The sequence below is a fragment of the Acinetobacter brisouii genome, from assembly GCF_008993995.1.
GTDB classification, from domain to species: Bacteria; Pseudomonadota; Gammaproteobacteria; order Pseudomonadales; family Moraxellaceae; genus Acinetobacter; species Acinetobacter brisouii_A.
In genome coordinates this window covers 1-20,228 of sequence record NZ_BKNN01000037.1, presented here as the reverse complement: position 1 = coordinate 20,228, position 20,228 = coordinate 1, and the positions used below count along the sequence as shown (strand labels likewise).

Sequence of the window (20,228 nt, the reverse complement as noted above, 5' to 3'; positions counted from 1 at the left end):
TTGATCTGATCGTGGCAAATTGACTGAATCGGTTTGTCACTGATTGGGAAAACCCTCTGCCAGTCGCTCTGCCAGAAATTCAATCAACAGACGCACCCGTTTAGGTAGGTGCTCCTGCTGATAATATACGGCCTGAATCACCTGTTCTTTTAAAACCGTCTGATCGGTCAAAACCGGAATCAGCTCCTGCTTTTTCAAATCCTGATGAATCAGAAACTCGGATAAACTGGCAATTCCGTTGCCACATAACGCCAGTTTACGAATGGTTTCTCCCGTATTGGCTGTTAAATTGGCACAGATTTTTAAAGGCTGACCATTTTTTAAAATCGGCCAGACATTCAAATGTGGATGCTGACCAAAACCAATCAGCTGATGCTGCAATAATTCATCGACCGATTGTGGACAGCCATGCTCCGCCAGATAACTTGGGCTTGCCACCAGATATAACCGACTACGTGCCAGATATTTGGCATGCAAAGAGGAATCGTGCAAGTTGCCAATCCGAATCGCGACATCGGTTTTATTTTCCAGTAAATCAACAATCTGATCGTTACTGTTCAGCTCAATTTTGAGCTGTGGATAACAACGGCGAAATTCCTGAATCAGGGGCACAATCACATGCAACACAAATGATGCAGCAGCATCGACCCGAATTAGGCCTGAAATATCACTGTCTGATTTCAGCAAGGCATCTTCCGCCGCAGACAAATCACTTAAAATTTGCCGTGCGCTTTGCAAAAACAGTTCGCCTTCTTGGGTCAGTTTTAAACGGCGGGTGGTACGTTCGAGCAGCGTCACACCCAATTTCTGCTCCAAACGGCTCAAGGCACGGCTCACGCCCGAGGTGGTTTGCTTGAGCAAATCAGCAGCAGCGCCCAAACTGCCTGTGTCAACGACCGCAATAAACACCTGTAATTCTTCGATGCTGGATTTCACCTGCCACCTATTTTTGATAAATAATCAAAAATATTTTGCAGATTTCCATATTTTTCAGCAACAAAAAACCAAGCAAAATACTCACATATTAAGAATACCTGAGCATCTGCTATGCATATTCCCCGTTTTGGTCTAGGTACCTTTCGCCTGAAAGATCAAGTCGTAATTGATTCTGTCAAAACAGCCTTAGACGTCGGCTATCGTGCCATCGATACCGCCCAAATTTATGACAATGAAGCCCAAGTCGGGCAAGCGATTGCCGAAAGCGGTGTCGCACGACAAGAACTGTTTCTGACCACCAAAGTTTGGGTGGACAATTTCAGTCCTGAGAAATTTATTCCAAGCCTGAAAGACAGTTTGCAAAAACTGCGTACCGATGCCGTTAATCTGACCTTGATTCACTGGCCAGCACCGAAAATGGGCGTGAATATCAGCGAAGTCATGCAACTGTTACTTGAAGCCAAACAGCAAGGTTTAACTGAGCAAATCGGGGTATCTAATTTTAATATTGCCCTGACACAACAGGCGATGGACGAGATCGGCAAACAGCACATTGCTACCAATCAGATTGAACTCAGTCCTTATTTGCAAAATCAGAAACTGGCCGATTTTTTGCAAGCTGAAGAGATTGATGTCACATCCTATATGACATTGGCTTATGGCAAAGTCCTCAATGATCCTGTTTTAACGGCGATTGCGGCTGAACATCAGGCATCGAGTGCACAAGTGGCACTGGCATGGGCATTACAAAAAGGCTTTGCCGTGATTCCATCTTCAACCCAACGCGAGCACTTATTGCATAACCTACAGGCACAAGACTTACAGCTTAGTGCTGAGGACATGCAACAGATTGCTGCACTTGAACGCCATGGCCGTGAAGTCGATCCCGAACAGCTTGCGCCAGCGTGGGACTAAGGATTCGCGATGAAAATCAATTTACCGTTACTGGCTTTAGCGATTGGTGCATTTGCGATTGGCACGACTGAATTTTCCCCGATGGGACTATTGCCGAACATTGCACATGACTTGGGCATTAGCATTCCGACTGCAGGCATGCTGATTACGGGCTATGCACTGGGGGTGATGATTGGCGCGCCGATCATGACCTTATGGTTTGGACATTTTCCACGGCGTAAAGCATTGATCATCCTGATGGCAATTTTTACCCTTGGTAACCTGATTGCAGCGATTGCGCCGAATTATTTGAGTCTGATGGGCGCTCGGGTGATTACCAGTTTGAACCACGGGGCATTCTTTGGAATTGGCTCGATTGTCGCCACCAGTGTCGTGCCTAAAGACAAACAGGCCAGTGCCATTGCCATGATGTTTATGGGGCTAACGATTGCCAATATTGGTGGTGTGCCCCTCGCAACATGGGTCGGTCAGCATATTGGCTGGCGGAGTGCCTTTGCAGGAATTGCCGTGCTTGGTGTCATCACTATGCTGTCCCTGTTTAAAGCCTTACCACAAGGTTCAGTCGGGCAAAAACCCGATGTGATGCAGGAACTCAAAGTTCTGACCCGTCCCGCGGTGATGCTGGCACTTTTAACCACGGTCATGGGCGCAGGCATTTTATTTACCCTATATACCTATATCGCGCCGACACTCAGCACGATTACCCATGCATCACCCACTTTTGTGACCTGTATGTTGGTGTTGGTCGGACTGGGCTTCTCGATTGGCAACCACTACGGCGGTAAATTTTCCGACCAATCGATTGACCGTACCTTGATTGGCTTTTTAGTGGTGCTCATTGTCCTCATGGGACTGTTCCCGATCTTGGCAAAAACTTCGATTGGTGCTGCGATTTCCCTGATTATTTTTGGTGCGGCAACATTTGCCCTAGTTCCCCCCCTACAAATGCGGGTGATGTCCGTGGCACATGAAGCCCCGGGTCTGGCATCTTCTGTCAATATCGGCGCATTTAACTTGGGGAATGCCTTGGGTGCAGCACTCGGTGGCGCTGTGATCAGTCTGAATATGGGCTATGCTGCGGTTCCTGTCAGTGGTGCTGTACTGGCTGCATTAACGCTAGTTCTGGTTTTGGTACAAAAACGTCTGTATCAACATGACCATCCTGCGACTTGTGAAGCTGCATCCTAAAATGCAAAAAGCCAGTCATCGGACTGGCTTCTTTATGCCTAGCAAGATCTTACAAGCCTAGAACATCTTTCATGTCATATTTGGCTGCATCGCGACCGACAACCCATGCCGCTGCGCGAACTGCACCCGAAGCAAAGTTCATACGGTTGGTGGCTTTATGGGTGATTTCAACACGCTCACCTTCACCAATAAACATCACCGTATGCTCACCGACAATGTCACCACCACGAATGGTTTGGAAACCGATGCTTTGGCGTTCACGTGGCCCTGTATGACCTTCACGGCAATACACCGCATCTTGCTTCAAGTCACGACCTAAAGCGCCTGCAACCGCTTCACCCATCATCAAAGCTGTACCCGATGGTGCATCGACTTTATGGCGGTGATGCGCTTCAATCACTTCGATATCGACGGTATCACCAAAGACTTTTGCAGCCAGCTCAAGCAATTTAATCGACACGTTGACACCGACTGAATAATTCGCTGCATAGACCACAGGAATCTGTGTTGCGGTGTCATTCAACAACTGTTTTTGTTCTTCAGAAAAACCTGTCGTGCCTATCACCATGGCAACACCCGCATCACGGCAAAGTTTAAGGTGTTGTTCAGTGGCAGCAGGCGCTGTGAAATCAATCACCACATCCACATCTGCCAATACGGCTTCTAATGAACCCGCAATCTTCACACCTACCGCACCAATACCTGCCAATTCACCCGCATCTGTCCCCACCAAAGAACTGGTTGGACGTTCAACTGCTGCTGCAAGTTGGAAGCCTGCCTGTTGCACTGCCTGAATCAAGATACGGCCCATACGACCGCCCGCACCTAAAATCCCAATACGTGGTGATGTAGACATGTTTTTCATTTCCTAAATTTTTGAATCAATGTGCTTACTATAACAAAACTTATTTCTATGCATGTGTACTCTGATATAAAAAAACCTGCTGTTGAACAGCAGGTTTTTTTAAGATTTCATGCTTTTCGTTAATCAAACAAATCTGAAACTTTATCAAAGAATGATTTTTTCTTGGCACTTGAATGCTGGTCATTGCCATCCATTGTTGCCTGTAACTCTTTAAGCAATTCGCGTTGACGTGCAGTCAAATTCACTGGGGTTTCGACCACGATACGGCAAAGCAAGTCACCCAACATGCTATTACGCACAGGACGAACACCCTTACCCCGTAGACGGAACACTTTACCGTTTTGCGTGCCTTCAGGAATTTTCAGGCTTACGCGACCGTCCAGCGTTGGAATCTGAATTTCTTTACCGAGTGCAGCATCGGCAACACTAATCGGCACATCCATATACAGGTCAGCACCATCACGTTGGAAAATTTCATGCTCACGCACCACAACTTCAACATATAAGTCGCCTGCCTGACCATCACGAATCGCTTCGCCTTTACCTGTTAAGCGTACGCGATCGCCATTGTCCACACCCGCAGGAATAGTCACTTCTAACGTTTGCTGACGCTCACTCACCCCTGAACCATGACATTTTTGACATGGATTCTTGATGATTTTGCCTTGTCCACGACAAGTGCCACAAGTTTGTTGAACCGAGAAGAAACCTTGCTGCATGCGTATTTGACCTGCACCATGACAGGTTTTACAGGTTTCAACATCATTTGGATTTTGTGAACCCTTACCATCACAAGCATCACATGGTGCTGGTGCAGTAAAGGTAATGGTTTTTTTCACGCCTTGAACTGCCTCTTCAAGGCTAAGCTCCATTACATAACGTAAATCTGAACCACGGCGTTGGCGTTGTTGCTGTTGACGTCCACCGCCACCAAATGCACCACCGAAGATGTCACCAAACTGACTGAAAATATCTTCCGCGCTAAAGCCACCATAGCCACCGCCTGCACCACCGCCGAAACTACCTTGAAAGGCATTGTGTCCCATACGGTCATACATGCTACGCTTTTCGCTGTCAGACAGAATTTCATACGCTTCAGCAGCTTCTTTGAATTTTTCTTCAGCTTTTGGGTTATCAGGATTGCGGTCTGGATGATATTTCATCGCCAACTTGCGGTAGGCTTTTTTAATCTCATCATCACTAGCAGTTTTAGAAACGCCTAAAACCTCATAATAATCACGTTTAGCCATGACAGGCGATGCTCCTCACGGAATTTTCAAATAGAACAACTTGCAATTAAAGTTGGGGTCTTTGCCTGTTTTACAAGTCAAAATAGCGAAAAAAAAATCTTGAAATTAAAATACTGCTTTCTTTTTGAAATACTTAGATAAACCTTTCAGGAAGCAATTAAAGAAATACATCCATGCAATAAACGCAAAAATCACACCTGCAACGGTGCAGCCTGTCACCCAAAGCGAGGCATTCCATGCATAAAATGCCAAAGGAATAAACCATAGCCCTGCAAACATCGCCATGACCATGAATAAGATCACGCTACGCATAATCCAGACACCATGTGCCTGAATCCAGACTTCCGCTTGCGTGCTATGTGCAACTTTGGCAGACAACAAATAGGCGATCAATCCCGTTACAAGCGTCAATAGTGCCAAAAACATAAACACATACGCCATAATGATATAACGACGATGCTGTTCTACCTTGTCTTGCGCCATGGAAATTTGACCCCTTCACGGCATAGGACATGCCCTGAAAAAATGATGTGTACGATTTTGAAAAATTAACCTGTTACTATAGGTCAGTTTTGTTATTTTCGCACTCTTTTACAGAAAAAAAATATGTCAAAAACAAGACAATTACACAGAAAAATAACCTTTTTATGCTACCGATTGGTCATCGACTCAGGCTTGATTGAATCCATGTGAATTTTCAAGTTTTTAAATTAACCCAAATCTGATTTTTTTCTTGGCTTACACGACCAATGGCTAAAGGTTTTTCTAGATAAATTTGTTATGTTTAGATAAAAGCAACTTTTCGATATACAAGGGAAATCTCCTTTTATATTTCAATAGACCATAATGCCTCCCATAAGGAATTTAACTATGGCACAACATATCGATGCACCATTACGCGAAGACGTCAGACTATTGGGCAATTTATTAGGTGAAACCTTAAAAGCTCATGCAGGTCAGGATTTATTTAATCAGGTCGAACAAATTCGCGCACTGGCCAAAGGGGCTCGTGATGGACAAGTCGAAGCGGAAAAGCAATTAGAACAGCTCTTTCTAAATTTGGAAGATAAAGAGATTTTACCGCTGACCCGCGCCTTTACCCATTTTTTAAATTTCGCCAATATTGCTGAACAATACCATGTGGTGCGTAGTCGTCGTGCCAGTGAGTTTGATGAAAGCCAGCCCTCTCCAAACCCACTTGAACCGCTATTTGAAAAATTTAAACAACAACAGATTTCAGCCGAAACGCTGTATCAGCAAATTTGCGATTTAAATATTGAACTGGTTTTAACGGCACATCCAACAGAAGTCAGTCGCCGTACCCTGATTCAAAAATATGATGATATTAACCGTTGTCTAGAGCAGCTTGACCAACAAAAACTGACGCCGAAAGAACGCCAACAAGCACTCGAAAAACTCAAACAACTGATTTGTTCAGCATGGCAAACCGACGAAATCCGTCGCCAAAAACCCACGCCGATTGATGAAGCCAAATGGGGCTTTACGGTTATTGAGCAAACCCTGTGGCAAGCCGTACCCAAGTTTATTCGAGAACTAAATGAACTGGTACAAGCGCACTGTGGTCAGGTGCTACCCACTCATGTGACTCCGATTCGTTTTGCCTCATGGATGGGCGGTGACCGTGACGGTAACCCTAATGTTACGCATGACGTGACTCAACAGGTGTTGTGGTTCTCACGTTGGCAAGCCACTGAACTATATTTACGTGACCTTGAAAGCTTGCGCTGGGAACTCTCGATTCAACAATGCTCCGATGAACTACGCCAAGCGCTCGGTGGTCAGCATGCCGAACCGTATCGTGAGTATTTGCGTGATCTGCGCGAACGTCTACGGATTACCCGTCAATGGTTATCTGAGAAACTGCAAGGCTTAGAAACCATTGAAGATCCGCGTGTAATTCGTCATAAACATGAATTACTTGATCCACTTTTACTCTGCCATCGCTCTTTAATTGACAGTAACTTGCCAGAAATCGCCAACGGCAATCTGCTCGACTTTATCCATCGAGTCAATTGCTTCGGCATTGAATTACTCAAACTCGACATTCGTCAAGAGTCTGGTCGCCACCGTCAAGCCATTTCTGCGATCACTGAATATTTAGGTCTGGGCAATTTTGAAACATGGACAGAACAAGCCCGCCAAAACTTCCTGATCAATGAGTTACAAAGCAAACGCCCATTGCTACCCAAATTGCTCAATGAACCTGAAAACAGCCTGATCAACCATCCTGATGTTCAGGAAGTCTTTGCCACTATGCGAACCTTGGCACAGCAACCTGCCGAATCATTAGGCGCTTATATTATTTCTATGGCTGAATATCCAAGTGATGTTTTGGCTGTCTTGCTGCTACAAAAAGAAGCTGGCATTCAGAAACCACTTCGCGTTGTTCCTCTGTTTGAAACGCTCAAAGATTTGGACGGTGCAGCAAAAACCATGAATACCCTGTTTAGTATGCAATGGTATAAACAGCATATTCAGGGCAAACATGAAGTGATGATTGGTTATTCGGACTCAGCCAAAGATGCGGGCTTTATGTCCGCCAACTGGGCACAGTACCGTGCGCAAGAAGAACTCACTGCAGTTGCCCAAGCGCATGATGTGCAACTGACCCTGTTTCATGGTCGTGGCGGTTCGATCAGTCGCGGTGGTGCACCAACGCAGCAAGCACTATTTTCTCAACCGCCAGGTTCAATTTCAGGCGCAATTCGTGTCACTGAACAAGGGGAAATGATCCGCTTCAAATTCGGTATTGAAGGCGTAGCGCTGCAAAATATGGAAATCTATACCGCAGCAACGTTAGAAGCAACACTATTACCACCGCCTGTACCCAAAGCTGAATGGCGTGAACTGATGCATCAAATGACCGAAACTTCTGTACAGGTCTATCGTCAGACTGTTCGGGAAAATCCACATTTCGTTGAGTATTTAAGAACAGTTACGCCTGAACTTGAATTGCAAATGCTGCCGCTTGGTTCACGTCCTGCCAAACGGCGTGTCAGTGGTGGTATCGAATCATTACGTGCGATTCCATGGGTATTTGCATGGACTCAAATCCGTTTGATGCTGCCTGCTTGGCTCGGCACAGGCGCGGCACTCGATGAAGTCCTCGCACAGCAACAGAAAGCTAAATTGGAAGAAATGTTGCAACAATGGCCTTACTTCCAGACCTTAATTGATATGCTGGAAATGGTGTTATCTAAAGCTGATGCCGATATTGCTTGGTATTACGAAACGCATCTGACCCAAAATGAACATCTGCACGCGTTGGGCAATGAACTTCGCCAACGCCTACAAGATGCGATTGATACCCTGCTGACCCTCAAAGGCGAATCAGAATTACTCAGTCAAAATGAAGTGCTTGATCAGTCAATGCGTGTACGCAAAACCTATTTGCTGCCTCTGCATTTATTACAAGCCGAACTGATGAAGCGCCGCCGTGTTTATTTAGCACAACATCAGGCAGAGCATACGCCTGTCGATCATGCACTCATGGTCAGCATTACAGGGATTGCCGCAGGTCTGCGCAATACAGGCTAAGGCTTGATATGTGATCCAATCTGACTTACTCGTTCAGCGAATGGGTAAGTCTTTTTTATTTTAACTAAGCGATTAATAAATCTTATAAATTTCAAAAACACAGCCATGACACTTGGAAAAAACGACCGACAACAATTCCAAGCTATGTAATGCATTTTCAACTCAGAGTATCATGTGCGGAATTTTGTAAAAATTTGAGCGTTTTTGTTATGTCTTGGTTTCCAAAATGGCAACCCTACTCAGGACACATTGATCAGCGTCCTGTATCTACTGATGAATATTTACCTGTTGGACAAAGTATTGTTTTAGGCATTCAGCATGCCTTTGCCATGTTTGGTGCAACCGTACTTGCTCCACTGTTAATGGGCTTTAACCCGAACCTCGCAATCTTAATGTCAGGGATTTGTACCATCCTGTTTTTCATGTTCACAGGCGGACGAGTCCCAAGTTATTTAGGTTCGAGTTTTGCGTTTATTGGTGTGGTTGCTGCGGCAACGGGTCATATTACAGGTTCAGGTGCTAACCCAAATCTCTCTGTGGCACTCGGTGGGATTGTTGCGTGTGGCGTGCTGTATGCGATTATCGGTCTAATCGTGATGCTGACAGGCACACGCTGGATCGAAAAACTCATGCCGCCTGTGGTCACAGGCGCAGTGGTGATGATCATTGGTTTGAACCTTGCCCCTGTCACCATTAAAGGGGTTGCTGGTCAACCTTTTGAAATGTGGATGGCACTGATCACCGTGCTTTGCATGGGAACGATTGCAGTGTTCGCACGCGGCTTGCTGCAACGCTTATTGCTGTTGGTTGGCTTACTCATGGCTTATCTGATTTATGCGATTGCGACCAATGGTTTAGGCTTGGGTAAACCGATTGATTTCTCACAAATCTCGGCTGCTGCATGGTTTGGTATTCCAAGTTTTTCACATCCAACTTTTGACAGCAATGCCATGCTAATTATTGCCCCTGTTGCACTGATTTTAGTGGCAGAAAATCTTGGACATATTAAAGCGGTTGGCGCCATGACAGGTGAAAACCTGACGCCACAACTGGGCAAAGCTTTCCTTGCCGATGGTCTAGCCACCACCCTTTCTGGCAGTGTGGGCGCACCAGGCATGACCACTTATGGCGAAAACATTGGGGTCATGGCCGTCACGCGTGTGTATTCGACTATCGTGTTTGTGATCGCGGGTCTATTTGCCATTTTCTTGGGATTATCACCAAAATTTGGGGCAGTGATCAGCACGATTCCAAGTGCCGTTCTAACAGGAGCATCGATTGTTGTATTTGGTTTAATTACCATTGCGGGTGCAAAAATCTGGTTAGAAAACAAAGTCGATTTCTCTAACAATAAAAACCTGATTGTGGCTGCGGTCACGATTATTCTAGGTGCAGGTAACTTTGAGCTGATGTTTGGTCACTTCAACTTGGGTGGAATCGGGACAGCAACCTTTGCGGCGATTCTGCTCAACTGGTTCTTTAATCTGAAAAAAGATTAATTTTTGATGATTTTATAGCAGCCGCAAGGCTGCTTTTTTTATGCCATACTGCACACCAGCACAGTCAAAATAATACAGGCAACGGACATGCGCCTTGATGTTTTCGATTTAGAATTAATCCTACACATTGCCAAAACAGGCAGTCTCACTCAAGCGGCACAGTGCGCTGCCATTTCCTTGCAAGCCGCAAGCGAACGCCTGAAAAAAATCGAACAGCAATTCGACGTTAAGCTGTTCAGTCGACATAGCACGGGGACACAACTGACCCTTGCAGGACAAAGTTTTTTGGAACATGCCCAAGGCATTGTGCAGCGTAGTCATGCCCTGCAACAGCACATGCTGCAATTTTCTTCCCAGTACAAACAGCAGTTGTGTTTATGGTGCAATTCATCCGCACAAAGTGAATATTTACCGAAAATGTTGCCTGAATATTTACTGCAAAATCCACATGTACAGATTGAACTCCACGAAGCAGAAAGCAGTGATATTGTGATGGCATTGACCCAAGGCACAGCACAACTGGGACTGGTTTCGAGTTTTTTTAACACCGAGCATTTACAGACTTTAGAGTTTGCCGAAGACCCACTGGTGTTGATTTGCCCACAACAGCATGCTTTAGCGCAACAAACCGAAATCAACCTAGCCGATGCCCTAGACTTTGCATTTATTGGTTTAAAACAGTATCACTCGCTACAACAATCCATTGAACGTCAGGCACAGCAACTCGGGTATCAGATTGAATATCGCCTGCGACTCCCGAGCTTTTCAGCAATTGCTCAAGTCGTTGCAGACGGTGTTGGCGTTGCGATTTTGCCACAACGTGCAGCACAGCAATTACAATCCTTGTATTCATTTCACTACATTCAACTGCAAGGGGCTTGGGCAAACCGTAAGTTGTTGTTGGCATGTCGCAGTTTCGATGAACTGCCTGTTAGCTATCAACATCTCAGTGAATTTTTACTGGCAAAACGGGCTTTACTTGCTCCTGTTTAAGTATTCAAACTCATATAGCCGCCCAAAAAGATCAGCCCAATAAAGAAAATACGGCGAAATTTTTGTTCATCTAAACGCTGGCGAATCAGCTTACCGCCCCACATCCCCACTAAGGCAGGCACGAGCACTAGACATGACAGTTGATAATCAATGTGCTGTGTCGGATTGGCTTGTTGTTGCAAGAAGACTGCCAAACAAAGGTTGGCACAGGTAAAAGTCAAGCCAAGCGTCTGTACCAAATCGTTGCGTTGCAACTGCAAACTTTGTAAATACGGGACAACTGGCATCAAAATCACCCCTGTGGCAACGGTCAATGCACCACCCAAATAACCTACAATCGGCGACAAGTATTTTTCATGGGCTTGCAAGTTGGGTAAACGCTGACTGCATAAACCATAAATTCCATAGAGCAACAACATCATGCCAAGCAATAAAGCACTATGTGCATGCGAATCTGCCAAGGTTGGAAAGATGCTCCACGTGGAACCAATCACAACACCAAGCAACAACGTCCAAAAACGACTCAGCAAAATCCACCATCCACCTTCACTGAACAATTGCCAAAAGTTGGTTACCAAGGAAGGAATGATCAGCAGGCTAGCCGCCTGAAAGGGTGATAAAACGATACTGAGCAATCCCATGGCAATCGCAGGCAAGCCTAGACCAATCACCCCTTTGACCAATCCCGCAAATGCAAAAACCAACATCACAAATCCAAGCATCTCATTTCTCCCTAAGTACATAGGTTCATGCTAGGGCAAAGTCAGCAGCTCGAATATGCGCATTTTTTGGAGTTGCCTCAAGCATTGCCTGAGGCGAATCAATCCAACTTAAAATATGCTTTAAGTTCGGTAAATGAGGGTATTTCAGGATAGTATTTATCAGCAGATGGGCTTTCGACCCATGCTGCTTTAGAGTTCACACAAAAATTGAGACGTTGAATGGGCGTAATTTCAGAGTCAAGTAGACCAAGAGGAATCCACATCCATGAGGTTTGATTGACCTGATTCGGCACGCAAGAACCACAGACATTACAAAATGCCGAGCGAAAACCACTGGCTTTTTGGTACTGTCGAATCTGCTGATCACCTTGTAACCAAGAAAAATGGCTTTGCTCAACTAGACTGGCAGCATTAAAACCACTGCCCGTCTGTTTACGGCACAGACCACAATGACAGTGATAAATCGTATCAATTACAGATCTGACTTGGAACTGCACCACCCCACATAAGCAACTGCCGAATAGACTCATACGACTCAACCTATTTAGTACTGCTGTAACTGCTCGAAGCCTGTTCCCGTACGTGAAAACTTCACCTGATTGACATGGTATTCAGCCACTTTCTGAAAAGGATCTTGCTGCAAAATCGCTTTTAACTGAGCTTCGGGCATATCCTTGACCAAAATCATGCCACCTGTACGCGGCTGTTTTGCCCCTGCGGAAATAAAATGTCCCGCAGCAAAATGTTGTTGTAGCCATTCTATATGTTGCGGTAATAACGCATCAACAGCAGTCAAAGGCTGTAAATAGTTCAATTCAACGATATACATGCTTATTCTGCCTTTTTATGTTTATTTTAGATGTGAATCAATACGAAGTTTAATCAGGTAAATGCTGTAATTCCCGTTCGATAAAATGCTGAATCATTTGTCGATAGAGCTTTTCGACCAAATCAGCATCTGCGGAAAAAGCCTCGGCATGCTGGCGCACTTGAGCAATCACCTGTTCAACCCGCTGCGGTGCAGGTGCTTCAGCACGGGAACTTTTAAATACCACTGCCTGATCCACATAGGCTTGGCGGGCAGCGATAAGCTCAATTAAAGCCCGATCTATTTGATCAATCTGTTGGTGAACTTCGGCTAAAGAATTACATTTTTGATGAATCATTTATAGTCTGCTGTTTATATTGTTGTTCGAGTACATGGCTAAAAATACTCTCAATCATCCACACCCGATACAAGCTATTAAATACATAACTCTGCCCTGCGATGCGTAGCTCTAGCACGGGAAAGTCAGGCTGATGTTTCGCATAACATTGTTGATCATTTTGCTGCAAAAGCTCAGATACATCGACCTCGGTCAATTTTTCAATCTGCAAACTCTGCTGCAAAGCGTTAACATGCGGAGCAAATGACAAGTCCCGCCCTTTACTCCATACCGCTTTTAAAATGTCATACATCACATCAACACGCTGTTCGTCATCTTCGATGCTATAAAACAAACGCGCGATATTTAAAACGGCATCCTGAGTTGGACGGCAAAACGGTGTAAATGCCACATCGGCACGTTTTGATAAACGCGTAGCAAGCGACCAGTCAAAAAAGTCGCGTCCATGGTAGCTCAGCGGATAAACCCGCAACTGAATATTATAATAATTTGCCAGTTCTTCTTTAATGTAAGCCAAAAGCAACCAGCTAATCGGATCTTCAAGTGCAATATATAAATCCAGTTCAGGATGCATCGCATGAATTTCTGCCAATTCCTCGGCATCACTCATAATATGCTCGCGCCATTCAATATGATTGATCAGGAAAATCGGATTGTCTGTCAGTAATTTTTGTTGTTTAAGGCGACGTGCTAAACGCAGTAAATCATCAACCGCATGATATTTACGATCTGCAAATTCAAAATAACTGGCTGCTACGGGCGTATCAATAAAGCAACGTTCTGGGAAATTTTGCGGTTGGTGCTGTTGGCTCGCCATGGCATAAAGGGTTTTGAGTTTGCCATATTGCTGTTGCCACAGCATGTGAAAGACATCTTCAAGTAAATAGAGAAACTGTTCTTCGCGTAATGGGGTATTTCTTAAAATGACTTCAGCTTGTTGAATGGCTTCTGCGGTTGGAAGTTCAGGCTGTTCATCATAACCAAAGCGGTGTTGGCGTGCGAGAATTTTGGCATCATTGAGACAGTATTGTTGCCATTCCTGTGCGGTCATATTATTGGGTGGCTCGGCGGCCTGACTGGAAATCATCACCTTTAATGGCTTGAGTTCCTCGCTTAAAATTTCATGCAGTTGAGGCAGTTGCTGCACCGCCAAATAACTGTAAACATCATCAAGGCGCAAATAAATGCTCAGCCCCTTATCCGTGGGTAAAACCTCTTGCCGTGACGGTTTCTGGTAAAACCATCTCGATCGAATCGGATCAAACCAACGGCGAAACACGGACATGAGCGTAGCCTCTAAAATATCAATCGACAGATTGAATAAGCAATTTACTGACCAAAAAATTTTGATCGGTAGCAGACGTTACACCCCGATCCAGATTGCTGCAAGTTTAGCAAATTTTGCCAAAGTTACGCTTGTATATTTTTGCTATCCATTTTAGACATTTTATTTGCACAATCAGCAATGACATTGCGATTTGCTCAGCCTGTTCAATGGTGACACCTGTTATAATTACGCCTTGCGAAACGATTGAGTGATGCCCTTGAAGATTATTTTTGCAGGTACGCCTGAGTTTGCGGCCGAAGCCCTCACAGCCTTAATTCAAACTGAACATGACATTATTGCCGTGTACACCCAGCCTGACCGCAAGGCAGGACGTGGACAAAAGCTGACTGCTTCTGCTGTCAAACAGGTTGCTTTAGAACATAATCTCCCTGTCTATCAGCCTTTAAATTTTAAAGCTTCGACTGAAGATGGTCTGGCTGCACGTCAAGAACTGGCTGCCTTAAATGCCGATGTGATGGTGGTTGCTGCTTATGGTCTGATCTTGCCACAAGCGGTATTGGACATGCCTAAATATGGCTGCCTGAATATCCACGGTTCTTTACTCCCTCGCTGGCGCGGTGCCGCACCAATTCAACGTGCAATTGCCACAGGTGACAAAGAAACAGGCATCACCATTATGGCGATGGCTGCTGGTTTAGATACAGGCGATATGCTGTATAAAACCTACTGCCCAATCACGGCTCAAGATACCTCTGCAAGTCTGCATGACAAACTTGCGCTGCAAGGTGCAGATGCCATTTGTGCTGTTTTGGCTTCAGAGCAACAACTGCAAGATTATCTGGCACAGCGTGAAGTGCAAGATGAAGCCTTGACTGTCTATGCACATAAACTCAGTAAAGCCGAAGCTCAAATTGACTGGGCGCTCAGTGCCGAGCAACTGGATCTCAACATTCGTGCTTTTAACCCATGGCCTGTAGCATTTTTCCCGATCAGTGAAAATAACAACTTACGGGTCTGGAACTCTCAGCTTTCAGCACTGACAGATACGACTGCTCAAGTCGGTGAGGTTGTGGCAATCGATAAACAAGGCGTACATGTAATGTGTGGCGATCAGCACATCATTTGCCTGACTCAATTACAATGGCCGGGTGGCAAACCGCTGAATGCCGCACAAATTTTACAAGCACAAAAATTACAGGTTGGACAAATCCTATCATGAGTCAAATGTTGAATTTACGTGCTCAAGTAGTCAAAACCCTACTCGCTGTACAGCAAGGTCAATCGCTTTCTGCCATTTTGCATCAGCAATTGGATCAAGTCGCAGCGAAAGATCGTGGTTTATTTCATGAATTGGTGTTGGGAACATTACGTCAGTGGTACGGCTTAAAAGCCCTCACCTTGCCATTACTCAGCAAACCACTCGACAACCCAACGGTGGAAACTTGTCTGTATGTCGGTTTATACCAAATTCTCTGTACGCGTATCGCAGAACATGCAGCATTGTCAGAAACTGTGACCGCTTGTAAACAATTGGGCTTCCCTGCGTTAAGTAGTGTCGCCAATGCGATTTTACGTCGTGCAACCCGTGAAAAAACCGAATTTCAGCGCACGCTCAATCAGGCACACGGTTTACCGAGCTGGTTATATAAACGTCTGAAAAAAGACTGGCCAGAACAGCTAGATGAACTCTGCTCTGCACTAAAACAAACCTGTGCAATTACCTTACGAGTCAATCAACGCAAAATCGGGCGTGATGCTTATCTTGCAAAATTACAGGCTGCTGATATTCAGGCAGAAGCGTGTACCGTTGCCGATGCAGGTATTGTCTTACAACAATCTGTGCAAATTCCTGAGCTGATTGGTTTTGATCAGGGTTGGTTCTCTGTACAAGATCAGCATGCTCAACTTTGTGCCAGTCTATTACCCAATCTCGATGGTAAAGTCGTGGTCGATGCCTGTGCTGCGCCTGGTGGTAAAACTGCGCATTTACTGGAAAAATTCCAGCCTGCTCACCTGATTGCACTCGATCAGGATGCCAAACGCTTAGTCCGTGTTGAGGAAAATTTACAGCGTTTGCAACTTAACAGTGACAAAGTTCAAATTCTCGCTGCCGATGCCACTACATGGACAGCCCCAGAACCTGTGGATTGTATCGTGCTTGATGCACCATGTTCAGCAATTGGAGTTTTACGTCGCCATCCTGACATTCGCTTGTTACGCCAGTCAGGTGATATTGCAGAAACGGTTGCGTTACAAAAGCAGATTTTGCAGCAAATGTGGTCACAGCTCAAAGTGGGTGGCACATTACTTTACATTACCTGCTCGATTCTCAAAGTTGAAAATGAGCAGCAAATGCAGCAATTTTTTGCTGAACATGCCGATGCTCGTGAAATCAAAATCGAAGCGGATTGGGGTATTGCCCAAGCACATGGTCGACAGTTATTACCGACCAGCGCTCAAGGTGATGGATTTTATTACTGTCGAATTGAAAAAGTGGCTTAAGCCACTTTTTTATTGGGATAAATTTAAGACAAATTCAGTTCTTGCTGACTCGGAATACTTAAAGCCTGATGAATATACAGTTCGATCAATTTTTCGCGTGAGCCAATCGAACGCTGATAATAACTCGAGTTTAAAAGCAGACAGGCGCCATAAGTCAGTGACCAAATATAAGATGCATAATCACGAATCGAGATATTTGACTCAAACCGATCAAGATACTCTTTGGTAATATCTTTTAATAACAAAATGCGCTCTTGGCGAATATCATACAATTGCTGAAACAAATCTTTGAGTCCCGATTCTGTTGTAGTCAAATGCTCTTCAATTTGATGCAACACAATAATTTTTTCAGGGGATTGTAAATGATAAAGCATATACGCTTTGGCATATTCAGCAAAATTTTCTTGGTACTGATGCGAAATTGCCAATACCCGCTTTTCATTTTGAATGACCAATTCCAATAACAGTTCATTTTTGGACTTAAAATGTTTATATAACGTGCCTTTGGCAATATCTAATTCTTTGGCAAGATCATCCAGTGTCATGTCCTGATAATGATCGAGCAATAGCTCTTCTGAAACGGCTAAAATTTTCTGATAACGTGCTAAAAATTGTTCTTGGCGATTGGTTTTCATTGATCATTCCATTTCTTATACCTATCATCTCTCCGAAAATAAATAGCATAATTTATGAATGATGCACATGATTATTGATGATCTGTACATTCAAGCAGCAACTCTTTAGGTTTTCCATTGATTTCCTTAAGGCATTTTCATCCATAAAAAAAGAGGGTTATCCCTAAATAGAAATAACCCTCTCAATGTATTTAAACTTTAATTGATTTACTCGTCATCTAAGACTTCAGGATGTCGTTGTAAATGGAGCACTGACAACAATAAACCACCCCATAACATCACCATCGAAATCACCATCATCACAATTGCTGACGTATTCATATTTTTCTCCTAGCGATCTTTAATTTTTGTCATCAAAAGTGCACCCAGTGCACAAAATACGATACAACCCCAACCAAAAAAGACCTGTAAACTTTGTGAATAATCACCATAACCTTTACTAATTAAAGCATTCAATGCCAAAACTAAGGTTGAAAGCAACACTACAGGCGTAACAACAGTCAATGTAAATTCCCATGTACGCCCCAACTGAATGGTTGAAATCGCATTGATATGATCACGGAATTCACGCATTAAACTACGCCCAAACCAAGAAACCATCACAATTGAAACCAATGCGCCTGTCACAATCCCCAAGTTATTGATGAAATGGTCAATAATATCTACCAACTTAATCGCATTCACACTGGAGAACATGACAATTGAAATGATCCCGATACCACCGCCCACAAGCGTGACTGCTTTTTTGCGTCCCCATTTCAATTTATCTTGAAGCGCTGCAATCGGTACTTCAAGAATACTGACCATTGAAGTGACGCCAGCAAATAAAAGTGATCCGAAGAACAAAATACCAAAGATACTTCCTGCTGAACCTAGGCTTGAAATAATTTTTGGAAATGCAATAAATGCAAGTCCAATACCACCACTCACCACATCTTTAACATCAGCACCTGCTGAATGTGCCATAAAGCCAAGCGCAGAAAATACACCAATCCCTGCCAGCAACTCAAAAGAGGAGTTCGCTAAACCAACAATCAGACCTGCACCTGTCAAATTGGTCTTAGGTTTCAAGTATGATGCATACGTCACCATAATCCCAAAGCCTACTGAAAGCGAAAAGAAAATATGACCATAAGCGGCTAACCACACTTTATAGTCCAACATTGCGCCCCAATTAGGGGTAAAGAAAGCATTTAAGCCTTGCGCTGCACCAGGTAAACGTACCGCTTGAATCACAAGAATCGTAAATAAAATCACCAACAGTGGCATACAAACTTTATTGGCAAGCTCAACACCTTTTTTCACACCGCCATATAAAATCAGCATGACCACCGCCCAAATAAAGACTAATGGATAAAACAAACCACCCACAAATTTCCATTCAAAATTTGCAGCATCTGTTGTTTGCAAATAGGTTTTAAAGAAGAACTGCTCAGGATTTGAACCCCAAGTTTGTCCAATTGAAAAGTAAATAAAACTTAATGCCCAAGTGAGTACGCCAGCATAATAGGTGGCAATCACTAAACAAACACAGACTTGCCACCAACCTAAAGCTTCAGCAGGTTTCATCAACTGCTTGTATGCCTTTGGAGGTGCACCATGACTTCGATGTCCTGTTGCATAATCCAAAAATAACAGTGGTAAACCCGCTGTTAACAAAGCCAATAAGTAAGGTATTAAGAATGCACCGCCGCCATTTTCATAGGCCACATATGGAAAACGCCAAATATTTCCTAAACCAACGGCAGAGCCAATCGCTGCAAGAATGAAACCCGATCTGGCAGACCAATTCTCTCTATTTTCTGACATAAAAGAACCCTATTAGAATATTGATTGCAGCATATCCATGCTGATGAATCAGAATTAAAAAATATTAATAATGTATTAATTCATGCTGTGAAGACTTATAAAACCACAGCGCTGAAAAAGATTTAATACAATATTTTTAATAAGAAATTAACATCAAAAATAAAAAACCACTAATGCTGATTGAAAATAAAGAATAGAAACATATTTTTCACTTAAGTATGTCCTGATCTCATTTTGTGAGGAAAATTAGCTCTTATTTTATTCAATAAATAATCAAATTGTTTATTAAACACTCGAATTTAAACATCAAGATACTCATTTTGAGACTCCCTCAAATGAGGACACGCCCTAATTCTTTTATTCTTTTGGATAAGTTTTATATTGACCATTCAGTCATATCACGATTTAGTTTTAATTATCCCGCAAAGAAAAGCCCCCGACCTCTTTAGAGATTGGGGGGCTTCGAATAATGAGCTGGCGATGACTTACTCTCACATGGGTAACCCCACACTACCATCAGCGCTAAGAGGTTTCACTTCTGAGTTCGGGAAGGGATCAGGTGGTTCACTCTTGCTATTGTCGCCAGCACAACTGTTTATGGACTTGTTCAGGTTTTATGCTCAGATCATTTGATCTTGTTGCTACCCTACTTGGTACCAAATGAGTTATTAACGGATTGGTTAACTGAGTCAAATTTTATGTTCTAGCATTGACTAAATCAAGTTCTTTGTTTCAGATCAGGTTTAACTGATCTTTTATGAATCGATTTAAGCTCTATATACAACTGCTTGGGTGTTGTATAGTCAAGCCTCACGAGCAATTAGTATTGGTCAGCTTCATACGTCACCGTACTTCCACACCCAACCTATCAACGTCCTAGTCTCGAACGGCTCTTTAGAGGA

The 20,228-nt window shown here is 43.9% G+C and carries 19 protein-coding genes and 2 rRNA genes; 7 read left to right on the top strand and 14 right to left on the bottom strand.

What is annotated here, in order from left to right:
- Window positions 1–36: 36 nt before the first annotated feature.
- Complete coding sequence (locus GBN19_RS09995; RefSeq protein ID WP_151709967.1) at window positions 37–936, bottom strand: LysR family transcriptional regulator; 900 nt, start codon at window positions 934–936, stop codon at window positions 37–39.
- Between the two features lie 111 nt (window positions 937–1,047).
- On the opposite strand from GBN19_RS09995, the gene dkgB reads away from it, so the two are divergent.
- Together dkgB and GBN19_RS09985 are read left to right on the top strand one after the other, a co-directional pair.
- Window positions 1,048–1,851, top strand: coding sequence for a 2,5-didehydrogluconate reductase DkgB (gene dkgB, locus GBN19_RS09990; RefSeq protein ID WP_151778035.1), 804 nt, complete (start codon window positions 1,048–1,050; stop codon window positions 1,849–1,851).
- A 9-nt stretch (window positions 1,852–1,860) separates the two neighbouring features.
- Window positions 1,861–3,039, top strand: a complete 1,179-nt coding sequence (locus tag GBN19_RS09985; protein WP_151778034.1) for an MFS transporter — start codon at window positions 1,861–1,863, stop codon at window positions 3,037–3,039.
- A gap of 49 nt (window positions 3,040–3,088) precedes the next feature.
- Here GBN19_RS09985 and dapB read toward each other — a convergent pair whose 3' ends face one another.
- The 3 genes from dapB to GBN19_RS09970 all read right to left on the bottom strand — a co-directional run bounded on the left by dapB (window position 3,089) and on the right by GBN19_RS09970 (window position 5,637).
- Window positions 3,089–3,895 (bottom strand): 4-hydroxy-tetrahydrodipicolinate reductase, encoded by an 807-nt coding sequence (gene dapB, locus GBN19_RS09980; RefSeq protein ID WP_111896011.1) that lies wholly within the window; start codon window positions 3,893–3,895, stop codon window positions 3,089–3,091.
- Window positions 3,896–4,023: 128 nt separating this feature from the next.
- Window positions 4,024–5,154, bottom strand: a complete 1,131-nt coding sequence (gene dnaJ, locus GBN19_RS09975; protein WP_151778033.1) for a molecular chaperone DnaJ — start codon at window positions 5,152–5,154, stop codon at window positions 4,024–4,026.
- Window positions 5,155–5,259: 105 nt separating this feature from the next.
- Window positions 5,260–5,637 (bottom strand): hypothetical protein, encoded by a 378-nt coding sequence (locus GBN19_RS09970; protein WP_151709972.1) that lies wholly within the window; start codon window positions 5,635–5,637, stop codon window positions 5,260–5,262.
- A gap of 387 nt (window positions 5,638–6,024) precedes the next feature.
- Here GBN19_RS09970 and ppc point away from each other — a divergent pair, with 387 nt between their 5' ends.
- The 3 genes from ppc (at window position 6,025) to GBN19_RS09955 (ending at window position 11,204) form a co-directional block, all read left to right on the top strand.
- On the top strand, window positions 6,025–8,712 hold the full coding sequence (ppc, locus tag GBN19_RS09965) for a phosphoenolpyruvate carboxylase (RefSeq protein ID WP_151709973.1): 2,688 nt from the start codon (window positions 6,025–6,027) through the stop codon (window positions 8,710–8,712).
- Window positions 8,713–8,921: 209 nt separating this feature from the next.
- Window positions 8,922–10,211 carry a solute carrier family 23 protein gene (locus GBN19_RS09960; RefSeq protein ID WP_151709974.1) on the top strand — a complete coding sequence of 430 codons (1,290 nt, stop codon included), beginning with the start codon at window positions 8,922–8,924 and terminating at the stop codon, window positions 10,209–10,211.
- 87 nt (window positions 10,212–10,298) lie between these two features.
- Entirely contained in the window at window positions 10,299–11,204 is a 906-nt protein-coding gene (locus tag GBN19_RS09955) for a LysR family transcriptional regulator (protein WP_151778032.1), read from the top strand.
- Here GBN19_RS09955 and GBN19_RS09950 read toward each other — a convergent pair.
- The 5 genes from GBN19_RS09950 to GBN19_RS09930 all read right to left on the bottom strand — a co-directional run bounded on the left by GBN19_RS09950 (window position 11,201) and on the right by GBN19_RS09930 (window position 14,377).
- A complete protein-coding gene (locus GBN19_RS09950; protein WP_151778031.1) occupies window positions 11,201–11,926 on the bottom strand; it encodes a sulfite exporter TauE/SafE family protein in 726 nt (241 codons plus the stop codon). The two genes, GBN19_RS09955 and GBN19_RS09950, sit on opposite strands and share 4 nt — an antisense overlap.
- A 98-nt stretch (window positions 11,927–12,024) precedes the next feature.
- Window positions 12,025–12,456 (bottom strand): GFA family protein, encoded by a 432-nt coding sequence (locus GBN19_RS09945; protein ID WP_151778030.1) that lies wholly within the window; start codon window positions 12,454–12,456, stop codon window positions 12,025–12,027.
- A gap of 14 nt (window positions 12,457–12,470) precedes the next feature.
- Window positions 12,471–12,755 carry a YciI family protein gene (locus GBN19_RS09940; protein WP_151778029.1) on the bottom strand — a complete coding sequence of 95 codons (285 nt, stop codon included), beginning with the start codon at window positions 12,753–12,755 and terminating at the stop codon, window positions 12,471–12,473.
- A gap of 49 nt (window positions 12,756–12,804) precedes the next feature.
- Window positions 12,805–13,092, bottom strand: a complete 288-nt coding sequence (locus GBN19_RS09935; protein ID WP_151778028.1) for a chorismate mutase — start codon at window positions 13,090–13,092, stop codon at window positions 12,805–12,807.
- The gene (locus GBN19_RS09930; protein WP_151778027.1) at window positions 13,073–14,377 is read right to left on the bottom strand and encodes a hypothetical protein; all 1,305 of its coding nucleotides are present in this window, start codon (window positions 14,375–14,377) and stop codon (window positions 13,073–13,075) included. Before GBN19_RS09930 ends, GBN19_RS09935 begins: the two co-directional genes overlap by 20 nt.
- A 259-nt stretch (window positions 14,378–14,636) precedes the next feature.
- Here GBN19_RS09930 and fmt point away from each other — a divergent pair, with 259 nt between their 5' ends.
- Both fmt and rsmB read left to right on the top strand, forming a co-directional pair.
- Window positions 14,637–15,599, top strand: coding sequence for a methionyl-tRNA formyltransferase (fmt, locus tag GBN19_RS09925; RefSeq protein WP_151778043.1), 963 nt, complete (start codon window positions 14,637–14,639; stop codon window positions 15,597–15,599).
- The gene (rsmB, locus tag GBN19_RS09920) at window positions 15,596–16,882 is read left to right on the top strand and encodes a 16S rRNA (cytosine(967)-C(5))-methyltransferase RsmB (protein ID WP_151778026.1); all 1,287 of its coding nucleotides are present in this window, start codon (window positions 15,596–15,598) and stop codon (window positions 16,880–16,882) included. The genes fmt and rsmB overlap by 4 nt, the downstream gene beginning before the upstream one ends.
- A 23-nt stretch (window positions 16,883–16,905) precedes the next feature.
- Here rsmB and GBN19_RS09915 read toward each other — a convergent pair whose 3' ends face one another.
- From GBN19_RS09915 to GBN19_RS09895, 5 genes are all read right to left on the bottom strand, one after another.
- Window positions 16,906–17,517 carry a TetR/AcrR family transcriptional regulator gene (locus GBN19_RS09915; RefSeq protein ID WP_151709981.1) on the bottom strand — a complete coding sequence of 204 codons (612 nt, stop codon included), beginning with the start codon at window positions 17,515–17,517 and terminating at the stop codon, window positions 16,906–16,908.
- 207 nt (window positions 17,518–17,724) lie between these two features.
- Window positions 17,725–17,838 (bottom strand): methionine/alanine import family NSS transporter small subunit, encoded by a 114-nt coding sequence (locus tag GBN19_RS09910; RefSeq protein WP_151778025.1) that lies wholly within the window; start codon window positions 17,836–17,838, stop codon window positions 17,725–17,727.
- Between the two features lie 9 nt (window positions 17,839–17,847).
- Complete coding sequence (locus GBN19_RS09905) at window positions 17,848–19,326, bottom strand: sodium-dependent transporter (protein ID WP_151778024.1); 1,479 nt, start codon at window positions 19,324–19,326, stop codon at window positions 17,848–17,850.
- A 472-nt stretch (window positions 19,327–19,798) separates the two neighbouring features.
- A 5S ribosomal RNA gene (gene rrf / locus GBN19_RS09900) occupies window positions 19,799–19,913 on the bottom strand.
- A gap of 212 nt (window positions 19,914–20,125) precedes the next feature.
- A 23S ribosomal RNA gene (locus GBN19_RS09895) occupies window positions 20,126–20,228 on the bottom strand; the annotation flags it as partial.

Bases quoted from the DNA above. Each gene is read 5' to 3' on its own strand.
- dkgB (WP_151778035.1), top strand. From the start codon at position 1,048: ATGCATATTCCCCGTTTTGGTCTAGGTACCTTTCGCCTGAAAGATCAA.
- GBN19_RS09985 (WP_151778034.1), top strand. From the start codon at position 1,861: ATGAAAATCAATTTACCGTTACTGGCTTTAGCGATTGGTGCATTTGCG.
- dapB (WP_111896011.1), bottom strand. From the start codon at position 3,895: ATGTCTACATCACCACGTATTGGGATTTTAGGTGCGGGCGGTCGTATG.
- dnaJ (WP_151778033.1), bottom strand. From the start codon at position 5,154: ATGGCTAAACGTGATTATTATGAGGTTTTAGGCGTTTCTAAAACTGCT.
- GBN19_RS09970 (WP_151709972.1), bottom strand. From the start codon at position 5,637: ATGGCGCAAGACAAGGTAGAACAGCATCGTCGTTATATCATTATGGCG.
- ppc (WP_151709973.1), top strand. From the start codon at position 6,025: ATGGCACAACATATCGATGCACCATTACGCGAAGACGTCAGACTATTG.
- GBN19_RS09960 (WP_151709974.1), top strand. From the start codon at position 8,922: ATGTCTTGGTTTCCAAAATGGCAACCCTACTCAGGACACATTGATCAG.
- GBN19_RS09955 (WP_151778032.1), top strand. From the start codon at position 10,299: ATGCGCCTTGATGTTTTCGATTTAGAATTAATCCTACACATTGCCAAA.
- GBN19_RS09950 (WP_151778031.1), bottom strand. From the start codon at position 11,926: ATGCTTGGATTTGTGATGTTGGTTTTTGCATTTGCGGGATTGGTCAAA.
- GBN19_RS09945 (WP_151778030.1), bottom strand. From the start codon at position 12,456: ATGAGTCTATTCGGCAGTTGCTTATGTGGGGTGGTGCAGTTCCAAGTC.
- GBN19_RS09940 (WP_151778029.1), bottom strand. From the start codon at position 12,755: ATGTATATCGTTGAATTGAACTATTTACAGCCTTTGACTGCTGTTGAT.
- GBN19_RS09935 (WP_151778028.1), bottom strand. From the start codon at position 13,092: ATGATTCATCAAAAATGTAATTCTTTAGCCGAAGTTCACCAACAGATT.
- GBN19_RS09930 (WP_151778027.1), bottom strand. From the start codon at position 14,377: ATGTCCGTGTTTCGCCGTTGGTTTGATCCGATTCGATCGAGATGGTTT.
- rsmB (WP_151778026.1), top strand. From the start codon at position 15,596: ATGAGTCAAATGTTGAATTTACGTGCTCAAGTAGTCAAAACCCTACTC.
- GBN19_RS09915 (WP_151709981.1), bottom strand. From the start codon at position 17,517: ATGAAAACCAATCGCCAAGAACAATTTTTAGCACGTTATCAGAAAATT.
- GBN19_RS09910 (WP_151778025.1), bottom strand. From the start codon at position 17,838: ATGAATACGTCAGCAATTGTGATGATGGTGATTTCGATGGTGATGTTA.
- GBN19_RS09905 (WP_151778024.1), bottom strand. From the start codon at position 19,326: ATGTCAGAAAATAGAGAGAATTGGTCTGCCAGATCGGGTTTCATTCTT.